We start from the raw sequence: 16,871 nt of genomic DNA, 5'->3' as shown, positions 1-16,871 counted from the left end.
AAGGGTACTGGCACTTCATCAAACGCCCACACTTATCGACTGTTGATTGTTAAAGATCGTATTCGGTACTGCCTTGCTGCATCCGGCGAATCGTTTTGTTCGTCAGCAGCAGAGAAGCGAGATTATGCAGTGTTTCGCTTACCTCGTCAACTCATCCTTTTTCGCAGTGTGCACTCGTTGTTGAATCTCGACGGTGCGCTGCAGAAGCAGGAGGCGCACTATAGCAAACCGCCCCGGCGTATGCAAGGGGCATAAACTACCCAGCTCTCACGGCCAGGACGCGGCGCAGCGCCGTGTCCGGATCCAGTCCCGCCATCAGCAGATTGATGATCTCTTTCTTGTCTTCGGCCGACACCTTGACGCATGCCTCGCGATGCGAGCAGTAATAGGCATACCAGGCGACGTCCGCGGGACGTTCCTTGCGCGGCTTGAATCGCTTCGGCACCGCGGCCCGTGCTGCCTCTGCGTATGCCGCCAGCGCCGCATCGACGCCGGTCCAGTCGAATGCCGCTACGGCCTTCCGCTCGGCCTCCCCTTCAGGGCCGGTAGCCGTCCTGCCCGCCGCCAGGCAAGCGAGGTTCGGGTAGCCGTTCGCCTTGCAGAAGGACTCGACGAAGGCGAGCTTCATGCCGATCCCCACCGGCACCTCACGGCCAAACATCGCATCCTTCGGATACATATTGCGCCCGAGCGTCAGCAAATCGTCATGGGCAATCGGCTCGCCTCGTCCGGATTTCGCATGCTGCGCCAGCACTTTCACCAGCAGGGAACCGACTTCGATATCGGTCAGGGTCAACTGAAAGAGGGTGTTCTTATTGTCCGACATGTGCATTCCATGGCTGGCTTGCTCAACCGCCGAGGCCAAGCTCGGTGGCGATCTGGTCCCGCAAGACATACTTCTGGATCTTGCCCGTCACCGTCATCGGGAACGCAGACACGAAGCGGATATAGCGGGGTATCTTGTAATGGGCGATCTGGCCGCGGCAGAAATCCTGGATCTCTTCGGCGCTGGCTTCCTGCCCGGGGCGCAGGATAATACAGGCGCACAGCTCCTCGCCGAATTTCTGGTCCGGCACGCCCACGCACTGCACATCCATGATCTTCGGATGGCGATACAGGAATTCCTCGATCTCACGGGGATAGATGTTTTCGCCGCCACGGATCACCATGTCCTTGGAGCGGCCCACGATGGCCGCGAAACCGTTTTCGTCGATGACGGCCAGGTCGCCCGTATGCAGCCAGCGCGCCGCATCGATGGTGTCGCGCGTCTTTTCCTCGTCGTCCCAGTAACCCAGCATGACCGAATAGCCGCGGGTCAGCAATTCGCCCTTGACGCCACGCGGAACGATCCGGCCATTGGCATCGACGATCTTGACTTCGAGATGAGGATGGACGCGGCCGATGGTCGTGACCCGCAGCGCAACCGGATCGTCGACCGAACTCTGGAAGGACACGGGCGAGGTTTCCGTCATCCCGTAGGCAATCGTGATTTCGCCCATGTGCATATGATTGATGACCCGGCTCATCACCTCGGCCGGACACGGAGAGCCGGCCATGATGCCGGTCCTTAGCGTCGACAGATCGTATTGCGCAAAATCCGGATGATCGAGGATGGCGATGAACATCGTCGGGACGCCATGCAGGCCCGTGCAGCGTTCCGCCTGCACCGTTTCCAATACCGCTTTCGGATCGAAGCTGTCGCCGGGGAATACCATGGTCGCGCCATGTGTGACGCAGGCCAGATTACCGAGCACCATGCCGAAGCAGTGGTACAAGGGCACGGGGATACACAGGCGGTCGCGCATACTCAACTTCATCGCCTCGCCGATGAAGAAACCATTGTTCAGGATGTTATGGTGGCTCAGCGTTGCGCCTTTCGGTGCGCCCGTCGTGCCGGAGGTGAACTGGATATTGACCGGGTCATCGAACTGCACCTCGCTCTGCACCTTCGACAACAAGGCCAGCGCCTCGGCGCCGGGCGGCGCCAGCAGTTCATCGAAATTGGCCATGCCGGGCGTCCGTTCGGCACCGAGGCGCACCACATGACGCAGGTGCGGCAGCCGGAGCGACTGCAGCGCACCCGGTTTGCATTGATGGATTTCCGGCGCAATCTCCTGCACCATGCCGATGTAATCGCTCGATTTGAAAGCGGGAGCCAGGATCAGGGCGCTGCACCTTACCTTGTTGAGCACGTATTCGAGCTCGGAGCGGCGATAGGCCGGATTGATGTTCACCATGATCAGGCCGGCGCGCGCGGTCGCGAACTGCACCAGTACCCATTCGGCGCAGTTCTGGGCCCAGATACCGACCCGGGCGCCGGGCTCCAGCCCGAGCCCGAGGAGACCGGCGGCCAGGCGTGTCACCCGCTCGTCGAATTCGCGGTAGGTCCAGCGGATATTCTGGTGGCGCACGATCAGCGCATCGTTATCGCCGAAACGCGCGGCGATCGATGCGAGATGAACCCCGATCGATTCGCCGATCAGCGGGACCTCATGTGCGCCGTGCACGTAGCTCAAGCTTTGCTGCATGGTAGTCTCCTCGTAGTCAACCCGGCTATATTCTATTGCGAGATGGCGCCTCCAGTCCCTTATGCTATCGTTTTGCGATGAACAAGCCCGCAATCTCCCCTCTCCCGCACCGGGACGTCTGGATCGCCCACCCGCAAGGCCGCCTCTTCACCCGCGTCTGGAATGGCGCCGCCGACAAGGCGCCCATCGTACTTTTCCATGATTCGCTGGGTTGCGTGGAACTGTGGCGGGATTTTCCCGCAAGGCTGGCCGCCGCCACCGGCCGCGCCGTGATTGCCTATGACAGGCAGGGATTCGGCCGTTCCGACCCCAGGCAGGACCGATTACAACTGGATTTCGTGGCCGACGAGGCCGAACGCTTCTTCCCGCTGATTCGCGAACGGCTCGGCCTGCAGCGCTTCCTCGCCTTGGGCCACAGCGTGGGCGGCGGCATGGCGGTGCATTGCGCCGCCCGCTACGCCGACGACTGCAGTGCGCTGGTCACCGTGGCGGCCCAGGCTTATGCCGCCGACGAAACCCGGCAAGGCATCCGGATCGCGAAGGAAGAATTTAAGAACCCCGACCAGTTCGAACGCCTGACCAGGTATCACGGAGAAAAGGCCGGATGGGTGCTGGACGCCTGGACCGAAACCTGGCTCGATCCCGCATTCGGAAGCTGGTCGCTCGACGAGGTCCTGCCGCTGGTGACCAGCCCGGTGCTGGCCGTCCATGGCGTACGCGACGAATACGGCTCGGCGCGTCATCCCGCGATGATCGCGGAGCGTTGCGGCGGACCGTCGCGCATCGTGATGATGCAGGATACCGGGCATGTGCCGCACCGGGAACGGCCCGATGAACTCGCCGCGCTGGTCGCCGGCTTCATCGCCGAGGCGGATTGAGGCCGGCGCGTCCGCTCAGGACGAGGAGCCGTCCAGCAGCCTGCGCAGCTGGGCCGCCTGGTAGGCGCCGAAAGTGTCGCTGAAAAGGCAGCGGATCAGCGGATCGTCGACCACATCGGCATCCGCCAGTTCGCGCTCGGTGTCGGCGTCGAACACGGTGTCGTTGATGCGCATGTACATCGAGGTCAGCGATTCGCCGAGTTCGAGCGCCGCATACAGCTTGGCGGCGGGAATGTCGGTGGTCCAGGCCAGCGGTGCGGCGTCCTCGTCCAGGCGGGCGCCGCCGTCGGCCTCGAGCCGGTAGCGGAAGCGCGTCGCCTGGCCCCTGTGGTCGTAGACCGACAGCTGCCAGACGCGGGGATGGTCGAAATAGCTGGATGCGGCCTCGACTTCGGCGTATTTCTCGGGCAGCTTCGTGCGGCAGTAGTCCATCACGCGCGCATGCTGGGCCGCCGTCAGGGGCGCAAAATGGCGCGCGATATCGGCCGTCGACGGCGGCTTCGCATTGCCCTCGTAGACGTAATCGACATCCTGGCGACCGACCGGAATCACCCAGTCCAGGGGCGGCGCCGGCTGCAGCGAGGTGGCGTCGAGCCGCACCGACATCCCGGGATCGAGCCTCACCACCTGGGTCATCGGCAGCGCCGCCGCCACCTCCCGGCCAAACTGCGCATACGAAATCGGAAAGAAGGCACGGTTGTACCACGACCACGGTTCCTGCAAAAACTGGCAGGAGCTCGGCACGACATAGCGCGGATTCAGGGCTGCGAGTTGCGGCAGCCACTCCTCCGGCAGGGCCGGCGGCGCCGCAACGGCGCGCGAAGGCGCCAGCACTTCGAGTTCGCGCATGGTCTGGAACGGCCACAACACCATGTCCCAGGGCCCCTCCCCGGCCAGTTTGGCGAGCGTGTCCTCGTCGATCCAGGAATCGACGACGTTGAGGAGGTTCAGCCCGCCCGCCTTCACCTGGAACATCGAGTCGACATCGGCATCCATCGCTTCGCGCGGCACCACCTGGATGGCGCCCACCTCGACCGGCTCGTTCAGGCGCAGGGGATGCACCCGCCGGAAGCCGAGCTGGCGCACCATGTCGAACAATTCCTCGAAGATGCAGTAGATGTACAGCGGCGTAGCGCGGTCCAGTAGGTCGAGGCTCTCCAGCGAGCAGTGGTCATCGTGAAAGTGCGAGATGAACACGGCGTCGAAATGCTGGCGCCGGATCTGCTGCTGGTCGAAACGGACGTCGGGAAAGGCGTGGCAGTTGCGGCTGAACGGATTCTCGAAGATCGTATCGAATGCGATGCGGGTGCCATCGCATTCGACCACGTAGCCGGCGTGCAGGATGCGCGAGATCGTCAGCGATGAAGTCGACATGCTTGCCTGACGCCGGCCTCAGTCCAGGCGCTTGAGGCGCTGGCCGAGAATGCCCCATTTGCACTCGACACCGTCGACGCTGCCGCACAGGGCCCAGCCGGTACCGATCTTTTCCACGGTGACGGGGCTTTCGATTTCCCGGGCCAGCTTTTCGGCCCACATGCTGGCGGCGCCGCGGCCTTTGAAGAGTTCCTTGCCGTCGTAGATCACGGTGGCGTCGAAAACGGGAGTAGCGAAGATGGTCATTTGCTGTTGGCCCTTGCCTTGTGCAGTTTCTTGTAGCTGTCCATCAGGCGATGATGCCTGTCGAGACCTTCGAGTTTCATGCTGGTCGGGGTCAGGCCGAAGAACCGGACGCTGCCGTCCACCGACCCCAGCACCGCGTCCATGCGCGGATTGCCGTACATGCGGCGGAAATTGACCACATAATCGTCCAGTTCCAGCTCGTCGTCGAGCACCACTTCCAGCACCGCGCTCAAGGCCTGGTAGAACAGGCGGCGTTCGACGGTATTGTCGTTGTACTGCAGGAAGGCGCCCACCAGTTCCTGGGCTTCTTCGAACTGCCGCAAGGCGAGATTGATCAGCAGCCTCAGTTCCAGCACGGTCAGCTGTCCCCAGTCCGTGTTTTCGTCGAATTCGATGCCGATCAGGGTGGCGATGTCGGAATATTCGTCCAGCTCGTTGTTCTCGAGACGCTCCAGCAGTGCGGCCAAGGCATCGTCGCCGAGGCGGTGCAGGTTCAGGATGTCTTCGCGGAACAGCAGCGATTTGTTGGTGTTATCCCAGACCAGATCCTCGACCGGATAGATTTCGGAGTAACCGGGCACCAGGATGCGGCAGGCGGTGGCGCCCAGCTCGTCATACACGGCCATATAGACCTCCTTGCCCATGTCTTCGAGAATGCCGAGCAGGGTTGCGGCTTCGTCGGCATTCGAATTGCTGCCTTCGCCCGAGAAATCCCACTCGACGAAATCGTACTCCGACCTGGCGCTGAAGAAGCGCCACGACACCACACCGCTCGAATCGATGAAGTGTTCGACGAAATTGTAGGGCTCGGTCACGGCTTCGCTGGCGAAGGTCGGCGGCGGCAGGTCGTTCAAACCTTCGAAACTGCGGCCCTGCATCAATTCCGTCAGGCTGCGCTCGAGCGCCACCTCGAAGCTCGGGTGCGCGCCGAAGGAAGCAAACACGCCGCCCGTACGCGGATTCATCAAGGTGACGCACATGACCGGATACTGTCCGCCCAGCGAGGCGTCCTTGACCAGCACCGGGAAGCCCTGCTCTTCCAGGCCCTGGATGCCGGCCACGATGCCGGGGTATTTTGCCAGGACTGCCGAGGGCACATCGGGCAAGGCGATTTCGCCTTCGATGATTTCGCGCTTGACCGCCCGTTCGAAAATCTCGGACAGGCACTGCACCTGGGCTTCGGCCAGCGTATTACCGGCGCTCATGCCATTGCTGGCGTAGAGGTTCTCGATCAGGTTGGACGGGAAATACACGGTCTCGCCATCCGACTGCCGCACATACGGCAGGGAGACGATGCCGCGCTCGACCTTGCCCGAGTTGGTGTCGTACAGGTGCGAGCCGCGCAGTTCGCCGTCCGGATCGTAGACACCCAGGCAATACTCGTCCAGGATCTCCGGCGGCAGCGCATCGTCGGCACCGGGCTGGAACCAGCGCTCGTCCGGATAATGCACGAAGGAGGCGTTGGCGATCTCCTCGCCCCAGTAGGCGCCGGCATAGAAGTGGTTGTTGCTCAGGCGTTCGATGTACTCGCCCAGGGCCGAAGCCAGTGCGCTTTCCTTGGTCGCGCCCTTGCCATTGGTGAAACACATCGGCGAATGCGCATCGCGGATATGCAGCGACCAGACATTCGGCACGATATTGCGCCACGAAGCGATTTCGATCTTGATGCCCAGGCCGGCCAGCAGGCCGGACATATTCGCGATGGTCTGCTCCAGCGGCAGATCCTTGCCGGGAATATAGGTGCTCGATTCGCCGGACGACTGCACGCTCAGCAGGGCCTGGGCATCGGCGTCCAGGTTCTCGACTTCCTCGATCACGAATTCGGGGCCGGTCTGCACCACTTTCTTCACGGTGCAGCGGTCGATCGAACGCAGGATGCCCTGGCGGTCCTTGTCGGAGATATCCGGCGGCAGCTCGACCTGGATCTTGAAGATCTGCTGGTAGCGGTTTTCGGGATCGACGATATTGTTCTGCGAAAGACGGATGTTGTCGGTCGGGATGTTGCGAGTATTGCAGTACAACTTCACGAAGTATGCCGCGCACAGGGCCGACGAAGCCAGGAAGTAGTCGAAGGGGCCGGGCGCCGAGCCGTCGCCTTTGTAGCGGATCGGCTGGTCGGCGATCACCGTGAAGTCATCGAACTTGGCCTCGAGACGCAGCTTGTCGAGAAAGTTGACTTTAATTTCCATGGAAGGGGTCCAAATCTGTGCTCAAAGTGCAAAAAACAGAGCCCTGACGAACAGGGCCCCATGCGGTCGCCTATTATATTTCGGAACAGGCTCCAGGACGATGCTGCTGCAAAGCACGATGTCCGTTCTGGACGACACCGGGTTTGCGTGTGCCGCCGCCGAAGACACCCGTGTATGATCGCTTGCACGGATAGGCGGCCTGCGGGGGAATCGCATGGGCAAGTATTTGTACGATGATTTCGATATCGAGCAACTCGTGCCCGGCTTCCGTCCGCCGCCGCAGGCCAGGTCGCGCGCCGACCGTGCGGCGCTCGACGCAGCCGATGCAGGCATGCGGCGCTGGGTCAGCCCGGCTGCGGGTCCACTGGTGCCGGGAAGCGAGCTGCACCGGACCGAGACCTGCCGCATGTTCCGCGATACCTTCAATCCCTACCGGCCCGCGGTGCTCGACTGGCCGGCGCTCGAACCGGCCGCACTGGCGCGCATCGTCGCGCTGCCGATCTGGGACATCGCGGTCCAGACCGAAGGCAAGGCGCGCCTGCGTATGGCGGCCTACGCCGGCACCGTAGCGAACCCGGACATCCGCTGTGCGCTCGCCCTCAATGCCTGGGAGGAAAACCGGCACAAGGAAGTCCTGTCGCGCATGGTCGAGGCCTACGGCATCCGCCTGGCGCCCGAGGCGCCGTACGCCTGGCCCGGCGACACCGAGTGGGCCTACCTGGTCACCGGCTACAGCGAATGCATCGACAGTTTCTTCGCCTTCGGCCTGTTCGAGGTGACGCGCCGCTCCGGCCTGTTCCCGGGCGAACTGGTGGACACCTTCGAGCCCGTCATGCAGGAAGAGTGCCGCCACATTCTGCTGTTCGCCAACTGGCTGGCCTGGCACCGGGCCCAGCTCGGCTTCCGGCAGCGCCTGCGTTTCGAAGCCAGGGTGGCCCGGGTCTGGGCTTTCCTGGTCTGGGAGCGCATCGGCCTGGCGCGCGCCATCGACGCCGACGGTAACGGGGACGCGGCCGCGCCGGATAACAATTTCACGCTGAACGGCGCGCAATCCGTAACGGCCGAAGCGCCGACCTTGCGCGAGTTGCTGGCCCTTTGCCTGCAAGAGAACGAACGCCGCTTCGCCGGCTACGACCAGCGCCTGCAGCGCCCCGTGACTGTGCCGCGCCTGGCGCGCCTGGCCCTGCGGCTGCTCCCCCGCGCCAGGACCGGCGCCCGCGCCGCCGCGCCGCGCGCCGAACGCCCGGACTGAGGCCCAGCGATGCCAGCCTCGATTGCCCGCTTGCCGGCCTGCCTCTTACCCCAGGTAGCCGGCGCCTTCGAACCAGGCGAGCGCCGCACGCAGCGCCGCCGCGTGGGCGTGCGGCCGGTAGCCGAGCTCGCGCTCGGCCTTGGCCGAGGTGAAGAACATCCGGTTGCGCGACATGCGCAGGCCGTCCACGGTGAGGAAGGGCTCGCGCCCGTTCAGGCGGGCGATGCCTTCGGCCACATGGGCCAGCGGCATCAGCGGCGCCACCGGCAGCCTGACCCGGGGCGGACGACGTCCCGCAAGAACGGCGATCTCGCCGAGCAGCTCGCGCAGCATGAGGTTGCTGCCACCCAGGATGTAGCGCTGGCCGATGCGGCCGCGCGCCAGCGCCAGCAGGTGGCCCTGCGCCACGTCGTCCACGTCGACGACGTTCAGGCCGGTCTCGACAAAGGCCGGCATGCGTCCGCACGCCGCTTCGACGATGATGCGTCCGGTCGGCGTGGGCCGCAGGTCGCGCGCGCCGATCGGCGTGGACGGATTGACGATCACCGCCGGCAGGCCGTCCTCGGCCACCATCCGTTCGACCAGGCGCTCGGCCAGGATCTTGCTGCGCTTGTAGGCGCCGATCGCCTGCCCGGCCGCCGCCGGCTCGTCCTCGCAGGCCGCCACGGTGTCGGGCCCGACGCGCAGGGTGGCGACGCTGCTCGTGTAGACGACGCGGTCGACGCCGGCGTCCAGCGCCGCCCGCATGACGGCGGCCGTTCCCTGGACGTTGTTGCGCACGATCTCTTCGGGATCGCGCGCCCACAGGCGATAGTCGGCCGCCAGGTGCAGCAGGCAGGACACCCCGTCCAGTGCGCGTTCGACGGCGGCCTGGTCGCGCACATCGCCGACGGCGAGTTCCGCCTCGAGCCCGTCGAGGTTGGCGCGCGGACTGCCTTCGCGCACCAGCAGGCGTACCGGATGGCCTTGCGCGAGGGCCGCGCGCGCCACGGCGGAACCGATGAAGCCGGCCGCGCCGGTGATCAAGATCCTTTCCTGTCCAGCCATCGGCACCTCCCAGCGGCGCCCGCAGCCGGCGTCCGTGAGCCGATTGTAATCAAAACATCGCCTGACCGCCTTCATGGAGAACTCCCATGCGAGTGATTCTTGCCCAACCGCGCGGATTCTGCGCCGGCGTCGTCCGCGCCATCGAGATCGTCCAGCGCGCGCTCGACCGGCACGGCGCGCCCGTCTACGTGCGCCACGAGATCGTCCACAACAAGACCGTGGTCGACGGCTTGCGGGACAAGGGCGCCGTGTTCGTCGACGAACTGCAACGGGTGCCGCCAGGGGCCGTGACGATCTTCAGCGCCCACGGCGTGGCGCGCGAGGTCGAGGCGGACGGACAGGCGCGCGGCCTGCACGTGCTGGACGCCACCTGTCCACTGGTGACCAAGGTCCATGTCCAGGGCCGCCAGTACGTGGCCGGCGGCCGCACGGTGATCCTGATCGGCCACGCCGGCCATGCGGAGGTCGAGGGCACGATGGGCCAGATCGACGGCCCGGTGCTGCTGGTCCAGAACGAGCGGGAAGCGGAGGCGCTCGAGCTGCCGGCCGACACGCCGCTGGCCTACATCACCCAGACCACGCTCAGCGTCGACGATACCCGCGGCGTCATCGCGGTACTGCAGCGGCGCTTCAGCGACATCGTCGGGCCGGAAGTCCGGGACATCTGCTACGCGACCCAGAACCGCCAGCGCGCCGTGCGCGAGCTGGCGAGCCAGGTGGATGTCCTGCTGGTCGTCGGCGCCGCCAACAGTTCGAACTCCAACCGGCTGCGCGAACTCGGCACCGAATGCGGGATCCCGAGCTACCTGCTGGCCGACGGCAGCGAGCTCGACCCCGCCTGGGTGGCGAACGCCGCCTCGGTGGGCATCACGGCCGGCGCCTCGGCGCCCGAAGCGATGGTCGAGGATGTCATCGACATCCTGCGCCGCCTGGGTCCGGTGGAACTCACGACCATGGACGGACCGGTGGAACGCGTGGAGTTCCGCCTGCCCGCCGAACTGGCGGACTGCCCCGCCTGAACGCCTGCCGGAGGTCGCATGGCAATCCCCCTGCTGCAGAAAACCCTGGTCGGCGCCTACGTGCTGCGCAAGCACCTCGCCGGCCAGAAGCGCTATCCGCTCGCGCTGATGCTCGAGCCCCTGTTCCGCTGCAACCTGGCCTGCTCGGGCTGCGGCAAGATCGATTATCCGGACGAGATCCTCGACCAGCGGCTGTCGCTCGAGGAGTGCCTCGGCGCCGTCGACGAGTGCGGCGCCCCGGTGGTGTCGATCGCCGGCGGCGAACCCCTGCTGCACAAGGACATGCCGGCCATCGCCGCCGGCATCGTCGCGCGCCGCAAGTTCGTCTACCTCTGCACCAACGCGCTGCTGATGGAAAAGAAGCTGGACCAGTACCGTCCGAGTCCCTTCTTCGTCTGGTCGGTGCACCTCGACGGCGACGAAGCGGCGCACGACCACGCGGTGAGCCAGCGCGGCGTGTACAGGCGCGCGGTCGCGGCGATCCGGCGCGCCAAGGAAGCGGGCTTCCGCGTCAACATCAACTGCACGCTGTTCAACGATGCCCAGCCCGAACGGGTCGCGGCCTTCTTCGATACGGTCGGGGAACTCGGCGTGGACGGCATCACCGTCTCGCCCGGCTATGCCTACGAGCGCGCCCCCGAGCAGCAGCACTTCCTGACCCGTAACGCGACCCGGCAACTATTCCGCGACATCCTGGCGCGCGGCGAAGGCGGCCGGCGCTGGCCCTTCAGCCAGTCCAGCCTCTTCCTCGACTTCCTGGCCGGGAACCAGACCTATCACTGCACGCCCTGGGGCAATCCGGCGCGTACCGTGTTCGGCTGGCAGCGCCCCTGCTACCTGCTCGGGGAAGGCTATGCCCCGACCTTCAAGGCCCTGATGGAGGAGACCGACTGGGATGCCTACGGCACCGGGCGCTACGAGAAATGCGCCAACTGCATGGTGCACAGCGGCTACGAGGCGAGCGCCGTGACCGACACCTTCGCCCACCCGCTGAGCGCGGCCCGGGTCGCCCTGAAGGGTGTGGCCACGAGCGGCCCGATGGCGCCGGACATCGCGCTCGAAGGCCAGCGGCCCGCCAGGTACGTCCATGCGCGCCACGTCGCCATCAAGCTCGAGGAGATCCGCGGGCGCAAGGCCGCGCAGGCGCCTGGTAGCGGCGGGGCCGGGCCGGCCTGACAGGCGGGAGCGCCATCCGATGCTAACGCTGAGCACCGTCCCCGGTCTGCTGCTGATCGTGCTGGCCACGCTGTATGCGCTTGCGGCCCTGCTGTGCCGCCCCCGTACCTGGCGCCGTGCGCAGCCCGGCGCCGACGGCGCGCGCCTTCCGGTGAGCGTGCTGAAGCCGCTGTGCGGCGCCGAGCCCCGGCTCGAACAGAACCTGGAAACCCTGTGCGTGCAACACCACCCCAGCTTCCAGCTCGTGTTCGGCGTGCGCTCGCCCGACGACCCCGCCATTGCCGTGGTCGAGCGCATCCGGCGGCGCCATCCGGCGCTCGACATCGCATTGGTGGTCGACTCGCGGGTGTACGGCAGCAACCTCAAGGTGAGCAACCTGATCAACTTGGCGCCGCAAGCCCGCCATCCCCGGCTGGTGCTGGCGGACAGCGACATCGCCGTCGAGCCCGACTACCTCGAACGCGTCACCGCGCCGCTGTCCGATCCCCGGGTCGGCATCGTCACCTGCCTCTACCGCGGACGGGCGACGGCCGGCTTCTGGAGCCGCCTGGGCGCGCTGTTCATCGACACCTGGTTCGCCCCCTCGGTCGCGGTGGCGAGCCGCGGCGGCAGCAGCGATTTCGGCTTCGGCGCCACCATTGCCCTGCGCGCGGAGGTGCTGCGCGCGATCGGCGGCTTCGAGGCCTTGAAGGACAGGCTGGCGGACGACTTCTGGCTCGGGGAACTGGCCCGCCGGCGCGGACTCGCGACGGTCCTGTCGGACGTGCGCGTGTCCACCGACGTCACCGAAACGCGCCTGGCCGCGCTCTGGCGGCGCGAGCGGCGCTGGATGCAGACCATCCGTTCCCTCAACCCGGCCGGCTACGCATTCTGTTTTGTGACCTTCACGCTGCCGATGCTCGCGCTCGGCCTCTGGCTCGCACCCGGCGCCTGGAGCTGGGCCCTGGCCTCGGTCGGCCTGTGCGCCCGCATGGCCCTGCAGGCGCGTACCTCGCCGGGACCGGCCAACTTTCTCATGGCGCCGCTGCGCGACTGCCTGCTGCTGCTGGAATGGCTGAGCGCATTTGCCGGCGCCACCGCACGCTGGCGCGATCACCTCCTGAGTGTCGACCGCCGCGACCGCCCCGACCGCCCCGACCGCGGCGGCGCACGCCCAGCCTCCCTCGACAAACCCGAACCCGGACGGAGCCCCCGATGACCACCAAGCCGCAGCTCAAAACGCTCTTCCTGCAAGTGCCGTCCTTCGACGGCTTCGACGGCGGCGCCGGTTCGCGCTACCAGGCCAGGCGGGAGATCCGCTCCTTCTGGTACCCGACCTGGCTGGCCCAGCCGGCCGCCCTGGTACCCGGCAGCCGCCTGCTCGACGCGCCGGCGGATGGATTGACGGTCGAACAGACCCTGGCCATCGCGCGCGACTACGAGCTGGTGATCATCCATACCAGCACGCCCTCCTTCCCCAGCGATGCGCGCTTCGCCGAACTGCTCAAGGAAAGCAGGCCGGCCATCCTGGTCGGCATGGTGGGCGCCAAGGTCGCGGTCGACCCCGGGCCATCGCTGGCGGCGAGTGCCGCGATCGACTTCGTGGCGCGCGAGGAATTCGACTACACCTGCCGCGACCTGGCCGCCGGCCTGCCCTTCGACGAAGTCGACGGCATCAGCTGGCGCGGCCGGGACGGGACCATCCACCACAATCCGCCGCGCGCGATGATCGAGAACATGGACGAACTGCCCTTCGTCGCGCCGGTCTACAAGCGCGACCTGAATATCCGCAATTACTTCATCGGCTACCTGAACTATCCCTATGTTTCCCTGTACACCGGACGCGGCTGCCGCTCGCGCTGCACCTTCTGCCTGTGGCCGCAGACCGTCGGCGGGCATCGCTACCGGATCCGCTCGCCGGAAAGCGTGCTGGAGGAGGTCCGCTGGATCAAGGAGAACATGCCGGAAGTGAAGGAGATCATGTTCGACGACGATACCTTCACCGACTTCCGCCCGCGCGCCGAGGAAATCGCGCGCGGCCTCGGCAAGCTGGGCGTCACCTGGTCGTGCAATGCCAAGGCCAACGTGCCCTACTCGACCTTGAAGATCATGAAGGAGAACGGCCTGCGCCTGCTGCTGGTGGGCTACGAATCCGGCGACGACCAGATCCTCCTGAACATCAAGAAGGGCTTGCGCACCGACATCGCGCGGCGCTTCGCCGCCGACTGCCGCGCCCTCGGCATCACGGTGCACGGCACCTTCATCCTCGGCCTGCCCGGCGAAACCCGCGAGACCATCGACAAGTCGATCGCCTTCGCCAAGGAAATCAACCCGCACACGATCCAGGTGTCGCTGGCGGCGCCGTATCCCGGCACCCGGCTCTACGAGCAGGCGGTCGAGAACGAGTGGATCCCGCCCAACCGGACCATCAACCTGGTGAACGAGAGCGGGGTGCAACTGGCCGCCCTCAGCTATCCGCACCTGTCGAGCGAGGAGATGTACCACGGGGTGGAACGCTTCTACCGCAGCTTCTACTTCCGTCCCTCGAAGATCTGGGAGATCGTGCGCGAAATGGTGCAGAGCTGGGAGATGACGAAGCGGCGCCTGCGCGAGGGCGTGGAATTCTTCCGCTTCCTCCGCGCCCACCAGGCATGAATGCGGCGGCCGGGCCCGGCCTGATCGTCACCGCCGACGATTTCGGCCTGCACGCCAGCGTCAACCAGGCGGTCGAGCGCGCGCATCGCGGCGGCATCCTGTCCGCCGCGAGCCTGATGGTCGGCGCGCCTGCCGCGGGCGATGCGCTGGCGCGGGCGCGCGCCTGTCCCGCGCTGCGGGTCGGCCTGCACCTGGTGCTGGCCGATGGCGAACCCTGCCTGCCGCGCTGCCTGATCCCCGACCTCGTCGACGCCTCCGGCCGCTTCGGCTCGCGCATGGTGCGTGACGGCTTCCGCTTCTTCTTCCTGCCCCGTGTCCGGACCCAGCTGGCGCTCGAGATCCGTGCCCAGTTCGAAGAATTCGCCGCCACCGGACTGGCGCTCGACCACCTCAACGCACACAAGCACTTCCACCTGCATCCGACCGTGCTCTCGCTGATCCTGGAGATCGGCCGCGACTTCGGGCTGCGCGCGGTGCGCCTGCCGCTGGAACACGGCCTGCCGTTCTGGCTGCGGCCCTGGCTGTTCCTGTTGCGTGCCCGGCTGCGGGCGGCCGGCATCCACCACAACGACTATATCGTCGGCCTGCGCCGGTCGGGACGCTTCGATGAAGCAGCGCTGCTGGCTGCGCTGCGGGAACTACCGGCTTCCGGCGTCGGCGAACTGTATCTGCATCCCGCCCTGGAATCGGGCGCCGCGATCGCCGCCTCGATGACGGACTACCGCCACGCGGAGGAATACAGCGCCCTGGTTTCGCCACGGGTCCGCCAGGCGCGCGATGGCCTGCGCGCGCGCGGGTTTCGCTTCGGCGGCTTTGCCGACCTCGTTTCCGCATGAGGCGGCTGGTCATCGGCGGGGGGATCGCCGGGCTGGCGCTGCTGTGCGCGCTGGTCGCGTGGCAGGGCTGGCGCGACGTGCTGCGCGCCTTCGCCCATGCCGGCTGGCCCCTGCTGCTGCTGGTGCCGGTTCGCCTCGGCACGCTGGCGCTCGACGCCTGGGCCTGGCGGATCCTGCTCGAGCCCTGGTTTGCGCCCGCAAGCGCACGGGCAAGCGGGCAAGGCGCGGGGCCAGAGGCGAGGCCGCCATCCCTGCCCTACCTGCTGTGGGTCGCATCGGTACGCGAAGCCATCAACCGCCTGCTGCCCGCGGCCGGCGTCGGCGGCGAACTGGCGGGCGTGCGCCTGGCGCGCCTGCGTATTCCCGACACCGCCGGCGTCACCGCCAGCGTGATCGTCGAGGTGCTGATCACGATTGCCGTGCTCTACCTGTTCTGTGGGCTGGGCGTGGTGCTGATGGCCCATGTGGCCGCCGGCATGGGCCAGGTCTGGGTGATCGGCGCCAGCCTGCTGCTGTCGCTGCCGCTGCCCCTGCTGGCCTGGTGGCTGCTGCGCGGCGGCCAGGCCTTCCGGCGGCTGGAGGCGCTGGCGCTGCGCCTGTCCGGCGACCGCATCGTGGCCGGCCTGGGCCTGGACGGCGCCGCCCTCGACGCCGCCGTGGCCCGGCTGTTCGAACGGCGCGTCCTCCTGCTGCGCGCGCTGGGCTGGCAGCTGCTGTCTTATTTCGCCGGCAGCTTCGAGACCTGGTATGCGCTGCGCCTGCTCGGCCATCCGGTGGACCTGCCGACCGCGCTCGCGATCGAGGCCCTGAGCCAGGCGGCGCGCCATGCCGGCTTCATGGTGCCGGCCGGACTCGGCGTGCAGGAGGCGGCCACCGTCCTGTTCGGCCACCTCGCCGGCGTGGGCGGCGACGTATCCCTGTCGCTGGCCCTGGTCAAGCGCATGCGCGAACTCCTCATCGGCATTCCGGCGCTGGTGTCATGGCAGTGGTTCGAAACGGGACGCTGGCGCCGGGAAAACATCAAGGGGCCGCGTTGTGCGCCGCCAGGTAGCTGATCAGTCCATCGACGCCGCCCGCCGACAGCTGGGCCGCGAACTGGCGGCGGTAGACCTGGATCATCCAGGCGCCCATCATGTCGATGTCGTAGATCTTCCAGCCGGCGCCGGTCTTGCGCAGGCGATACGCGATCGGCATGAGCTCCCCGCCCGTGGTGACGCTGGTCTTGACCACCGCATCGCTGGCGCCGGCCGCCAGCGGCGCCGGCCTGGCATACTTGAAGCTCGTGTCCTGCTCGCGGATCTGGGTCAGCTGCAGCGCATAGGTACGTGCCAGCAGGGTCTGGAACTGGGTGAACAGCGCCTCGCGCTGCGCCGGCGTCGCCGAGGCCCAGGCCGGGCCGACCGCGTATTGGGTGGTCAGCATGAAGTCGGTGGACGGCAAGAAAGTTTTCCTGACCACCTGATAAGTCCGCTCCGGATCGCCGGCGCGGGCGCCCGGATCGCTGCGGATCGCCGCCATCACGCCGTCGATCGTGGATTTCACCACTTGCTCCGGCGAACGGCTCGCCTGCGCCGAGGCCTGCGGTTCCGGCTCGGCCTGCCCGGCACGGGCGCACGGCAAGGCCGCCATGCACAGCACGGCGATCGGCAATAGCAAGGAGGGCTTGGCCAGCTTCATTCTGCGTCTCCCGAA

The 16,871-nt window shown here is 66.7% G+C and carries 16 protein-coding genes; 9 read left to right on the top strand and 7 right to left on the bottom strand.

The genetic code is table 11. The annotated features are described in order from the left end of the window. A partial coding sequence (locus AC1DOQ_RS21410; RefSeq protein WP_477368923.1) for a hypothetical protein occupies positions 1-255 on the top strand: 255 nt, incomplete at its 5' end. 1 nt (position 256) lies between these two features. On the opposite strand, the gene AC1DOQ_RS21405 is transcribed toward AC1DOQ_RS21410, so the two are convergent. Further along, on the bottom strand, positions 257-826 hold the full coding sequence (locus AC1DOQ_RS21405; protein ID WP_477368921.1) for a hypothetical protein: 570 nt from the start codon (positions 824-826) through the stop codon (positions 257-259). A 22-nt stretch (positions 827-848) separates the two neighbouring features. Beyond that, the gene (locus AC1DOQ_RS21400; RefSeq protein WP_477368919.1) at positions 849-2,528 is read right to left on the bottom strand and encodes an AMP-binding protein; all 1,680 of its coding nucleotides are present in this window, start codon (positions 2,526-2,528) and stop codon (positions 849-851) included. A 77-nt stretch (positions 2,529-2,605) separates the two neighbouring features. Here AC1DOQ_RS21400 and AC1DOQ_RS21395 point away from each other — a divergent pair, with 77 nt between their 5' ends. Further along, complete coding sequence (locus AC1DOQ_RS21395; protein WP_477368917.1) at positions 2,606-3,406, top strand: alpha/beta fold hydrolase; 801 nt, start codon at positions 2,606-2,608, stop codon at positions 3,404-3,406. Positions 3,407-3,421: 15 nt separating this feature from the next. Here AC1DOQ_RS21395 and AC1DOQ_RS21390 read toward each other — a convergent pair whose 3' ends face one another. Genes AC1DOQ_RS21390 through AC1DOQ_RS21380 form a run of 3 tightly spaced genes read right to left on the bottom strand, consistent with a single transcriptional unit; the run spans position 3,422 to position 7,215 of the window. Continuing rightward, positions 3,422-4,780 carry an MBL fold metallo-hydrolase gene (locus tag AC1DOQ_RS21390; protein ID WP_477368915.1) on the bottom strand — a complete coding sequence of 453 codons (1,359 nt, stop codon included), beginning with the start codon at positions 4,778-4,780 and terminating at the stop codon, positions 3,422-3,424. Positions 4,781-4,798: 18 nt separating this feature from the next. Continuing rightward, positions 4,799-5,026, bottom strand: a complete 228-nt coding sequence (locus AC1DOQ_RS21385; RefSeq protein WP_477368913.1) for a hypothetical protein — start codon at positions 5,024-5,026, stop codon at positions 4,799-4,801. Then, a complete protein-coding gene (locus AC1DOQ_RS21380) occupies positions 5,023-7,215 on the bottom strand; it encodes an OsmC domain/YcaO domain-containing protein (protein ID WP_477368911.1) in 2,193 nt (730 codons plus the stop codon). The genes AC1DOQ_RS21385 and AC1DOQ_RS21380 overlap by 4 nt, the downstream gene beginning before the upstream one ends. 214 nt (positions 7,216-7,429) lie before the next feature. Here AC1DOQ_RS21380 and AC1DOQ_RS21375 point away from each other — a divergent pair, with 214 nt between their 5' ends. Further along, positions 7,430-8,467, top strand: a complete 1,038-nt coding sequence (locus AC1DOQ_RS21375) for a ferritin-like domain-containing protein (protein WP_477368909.1) — start codon at positions 7,430-7,432, stop codon at positions 8,465-8,467. A 45-nt stretch (positions 8,468-8,512) separates the two neighbouring features. Here the strand turns inward: AC1DOQ_RS21375 and hpnA are convergent, their stop codons facing one another. Continuing rightward, a complete protein-coding gene (gene hpnA / locus AC1DOQ_RS21370) occupies positions 8,513-9,514 on the bottom strand; it encodes a hopanoid-associated sugar epimerase (RefSeq protein ID WP_477368907.1) in 1,002 nt (333 codons plus the stop codon). An 86-nt stretch (positions 9,515-9,600) separates the two neighbouring features. Here hpnA and ispH point away from each other — a divergent pair, with 86 nt between their 5' ends. The 6 genes from ispH to AC1DOQ_RS21340 are packed head-to-tail and all read left to right on the top strand — an operon-like array spanning position 9,601 to position 16,234. Next, positions 9,601-10,533, top strand: coding sequence for a 4-hydroxy-3-methylbut-2-enyl diphosphate reductase (gene ispH, locus AC1DOQ_RS21365; protein ID WP_477368905.1), 933 nt, complete (start codon positions 9,601-9,603; stop codon positions 10,531-10,533). 18 nt (positions 10,534-10,551) lie between these two features. Continuing rightward, positions 10,552-11,709, top strand: coding sequence for an adenosyl-hopene transferase HpnH (gene hpnH, locus AC1DOQ_RS21360; RefSeq protein WP_477368903.1), 1,158 nt, complete (start codon positions 10,552-10,554; stop codon positions 11,707-11,709). Between the two features lie 19 nt (positions 11,710-11,728). After that, the gene (hpnI, locus tag AC1DOQ_RS21355) at positions 11,729-12,907 is read left to right on the top strand and encodes a bacteriohopanetetrol glucosamine biosynthesis glycosyltransferase HpnI (protein WP_477368901.1); all 1,179 of its coding nucleotides are present in this window, start codon (positions 11,729-11,731) and stop codon (positions 12,905-12,907) included. After that, positions 12,904-14,343 (top strand): hopanoid biosynthesis associated radical SAM protein HpnJ, encoded by a 1,440-nt coding sequence (gene hpnJ, locus AC1DOQ_RS21350; RefSeq protein ID WP_477368899.1) that lies wholly within the window; start codon positions 12,904-12,906, stop codon positions 14,341-14,343. Before hpnI ends, hpnJ begins: the two co-directional genes overlap by 4 nt. Next, positions 14,340-15,179: a hopanoid biosynthesis-associated protein HpnK gene (gene hpnK, locus AC1DOQ_RS21345; protein WP_477368897.1), complete on the top strand. Its 840-nt coding sequence runs from the start codon at positions 14,340-14,342 to the stop codon at positions 15,177-15,179. Before hpnJ ends, hpnK begins: the two co-directional genes overlap by 4 nt. After that, entirely contained in the window at positions 15,176-16,234 is a 1,059-nt protein-coding gene (locus AC1DOQ_RS21340; RefSeq protein ID WP_477368895.1) for a lysylphosphatidylglycerol synthase domain-containing protein, read from the top strand. Before hpnK ends, AC1DOQ_RS21340 begins: the two co-directional genes overlap by 4 nt. Here the strand turns inward: AC1DOQ_RS21340 and AC1DOQ_RS21335 are convergent. Next, a complete protein-coding gene (locus AC1DOQ_RS21335; RefSeq protein WP_477368893.1) occupies positions 16,200-16,856 on the bottom strand; it encodes an MlaC/ttg2D family ABC transporter substrate-binding protein in 657 nt (218 codons plus the stop codon). The genes AC1DOQ_RS21340 and AC1DOQ_RS21335 overlap by 35 nt on opposite strands. Between the last annotated feature and the right edge of the window lie 15 nt (positions 16,857-16,871).

It is taken from the genome of Massilia sp. 01N417 (assembly GCF_056399645.1).
The sequence above is the reverse complement of the archived record's forward strand: the minus strand, read 5'-3'. Positions and strand labels throughout refer to the sequence as shown.

What these genes read in the sequence shown, in the direction of transcription:
- AC1DOQ_RS21400 (WP_477368919.1), bottom strand. Translation starts at nt 2,528, where the DNA reads ATGCAGCAAAGCTTGAGCTACGTGCACGGCGCACATGAGGTCCCGCTG.
- AC1DOQ_RS21340 (WP_477368895.1), top strand. Translation starts at nt 15,176, where the DNA reads ATGAGGCGGCTGGTCATCGGCGGGGGGATCGCCGGGCTGGCGCTGCTG.
- hpnA (WP_477368907.1), bottom strand. Translation starts at nt 9,514, where the DNA reads ATGGCTGGACAGGAAAGGATCTTGATCACCGGCGCGGCCGGCTTCATC.
- AC1DOQ_RS21385 (WP_477368913.1), bottom strand. Translation starts at nt 5,026, where the DNA reads ATGACCATCTTCGCTACTCCCGTTTTCGACGCCACCGTGATCTACGAC.
- AC1DOQ_RS21335 (WP_477368893.1), bottom strand. Translation starts at nt 16,856, where the DNA reads ATGAAGCTGGCCAAGCCCTCCTTGCTATTGCCGATCGCCGTGCTGTGC.
- hpnJ (WP_477368899.1), top strand. Translation starts at nt 12,904, where the DNA reads ATGACCACCAAGCCGCAGCTCAAAACGCTCTTCCTGCAAGTGCCGTCC.
- AC1DOQ_RS21375 (WP_477368909.1), top strand. Translation starts at nt 7,430, where the DNA reads ATGGGCAAGTATTTGTACGATGATTTCGATATCGAGCAACTCGTGCCC.
- AC1DOQ_RS21380 (WP_477368911.1), bottom strand. Translation starts at nt 7,215, where the DNA reads ATGGAAATTAAAGTCAACTTTCTCGACAAGCTGCGTCTCGAGGCCAAG.
- AC1DOQ_RS21390 (WP_477368915.1), bottom strand. Translation starts at nt 4,780, where the DNA reads ATGTCGACTTCATCGCTGACGATCTCGCGCATCCTGCACGCCGGCTAC.
- ispH (WP_477368905.1), top strand. Translation starts at nt 9,601, where the DNA reads ATGCGAGTGATTCTTGCCCAACCGCGCGGATTCTGCGCCGGCGTCGTC.
- hpnI (WP_477368901.1), top strand. Translation starts at nt 11,729, where the DNA reads ATGCTAACGCTGAGCACCGTCCCCGGTCTGCTGCTGATCGTGCTGGCC.
- hpnK (WP_477368897.1), top strand. Translation starts at nt 14,340, where the DNA reads ATGAATGCGGCGGCCGGGCCCGGCCTGATCGTCACCGCCGACGATTTC.
- AC1DOQ_RS21395 (WP_477368917.1), top strand. Translation starts at nt 2,606, where the DNA reads ATGAACAAGCCCGCAATCTCCCCTCTCCCGCACCGGGACGTCTGGATC.
- AC1DOQ_RS21405 (WP_477368921.1), bottom strand. Translation starts at nt 826, where the DNA reads ATGTCGGACAATAAGAACACCCTCTTTCAGTTGACCCTGACCGATATC.
- hpnH (WP_477368903.1), top strand. Translation starts at nt 10,552, where the DNA reads ATGGCAATCCCCCTGCTGCAGAAAACCCTGGTCGGCGCCTACGTGCTG.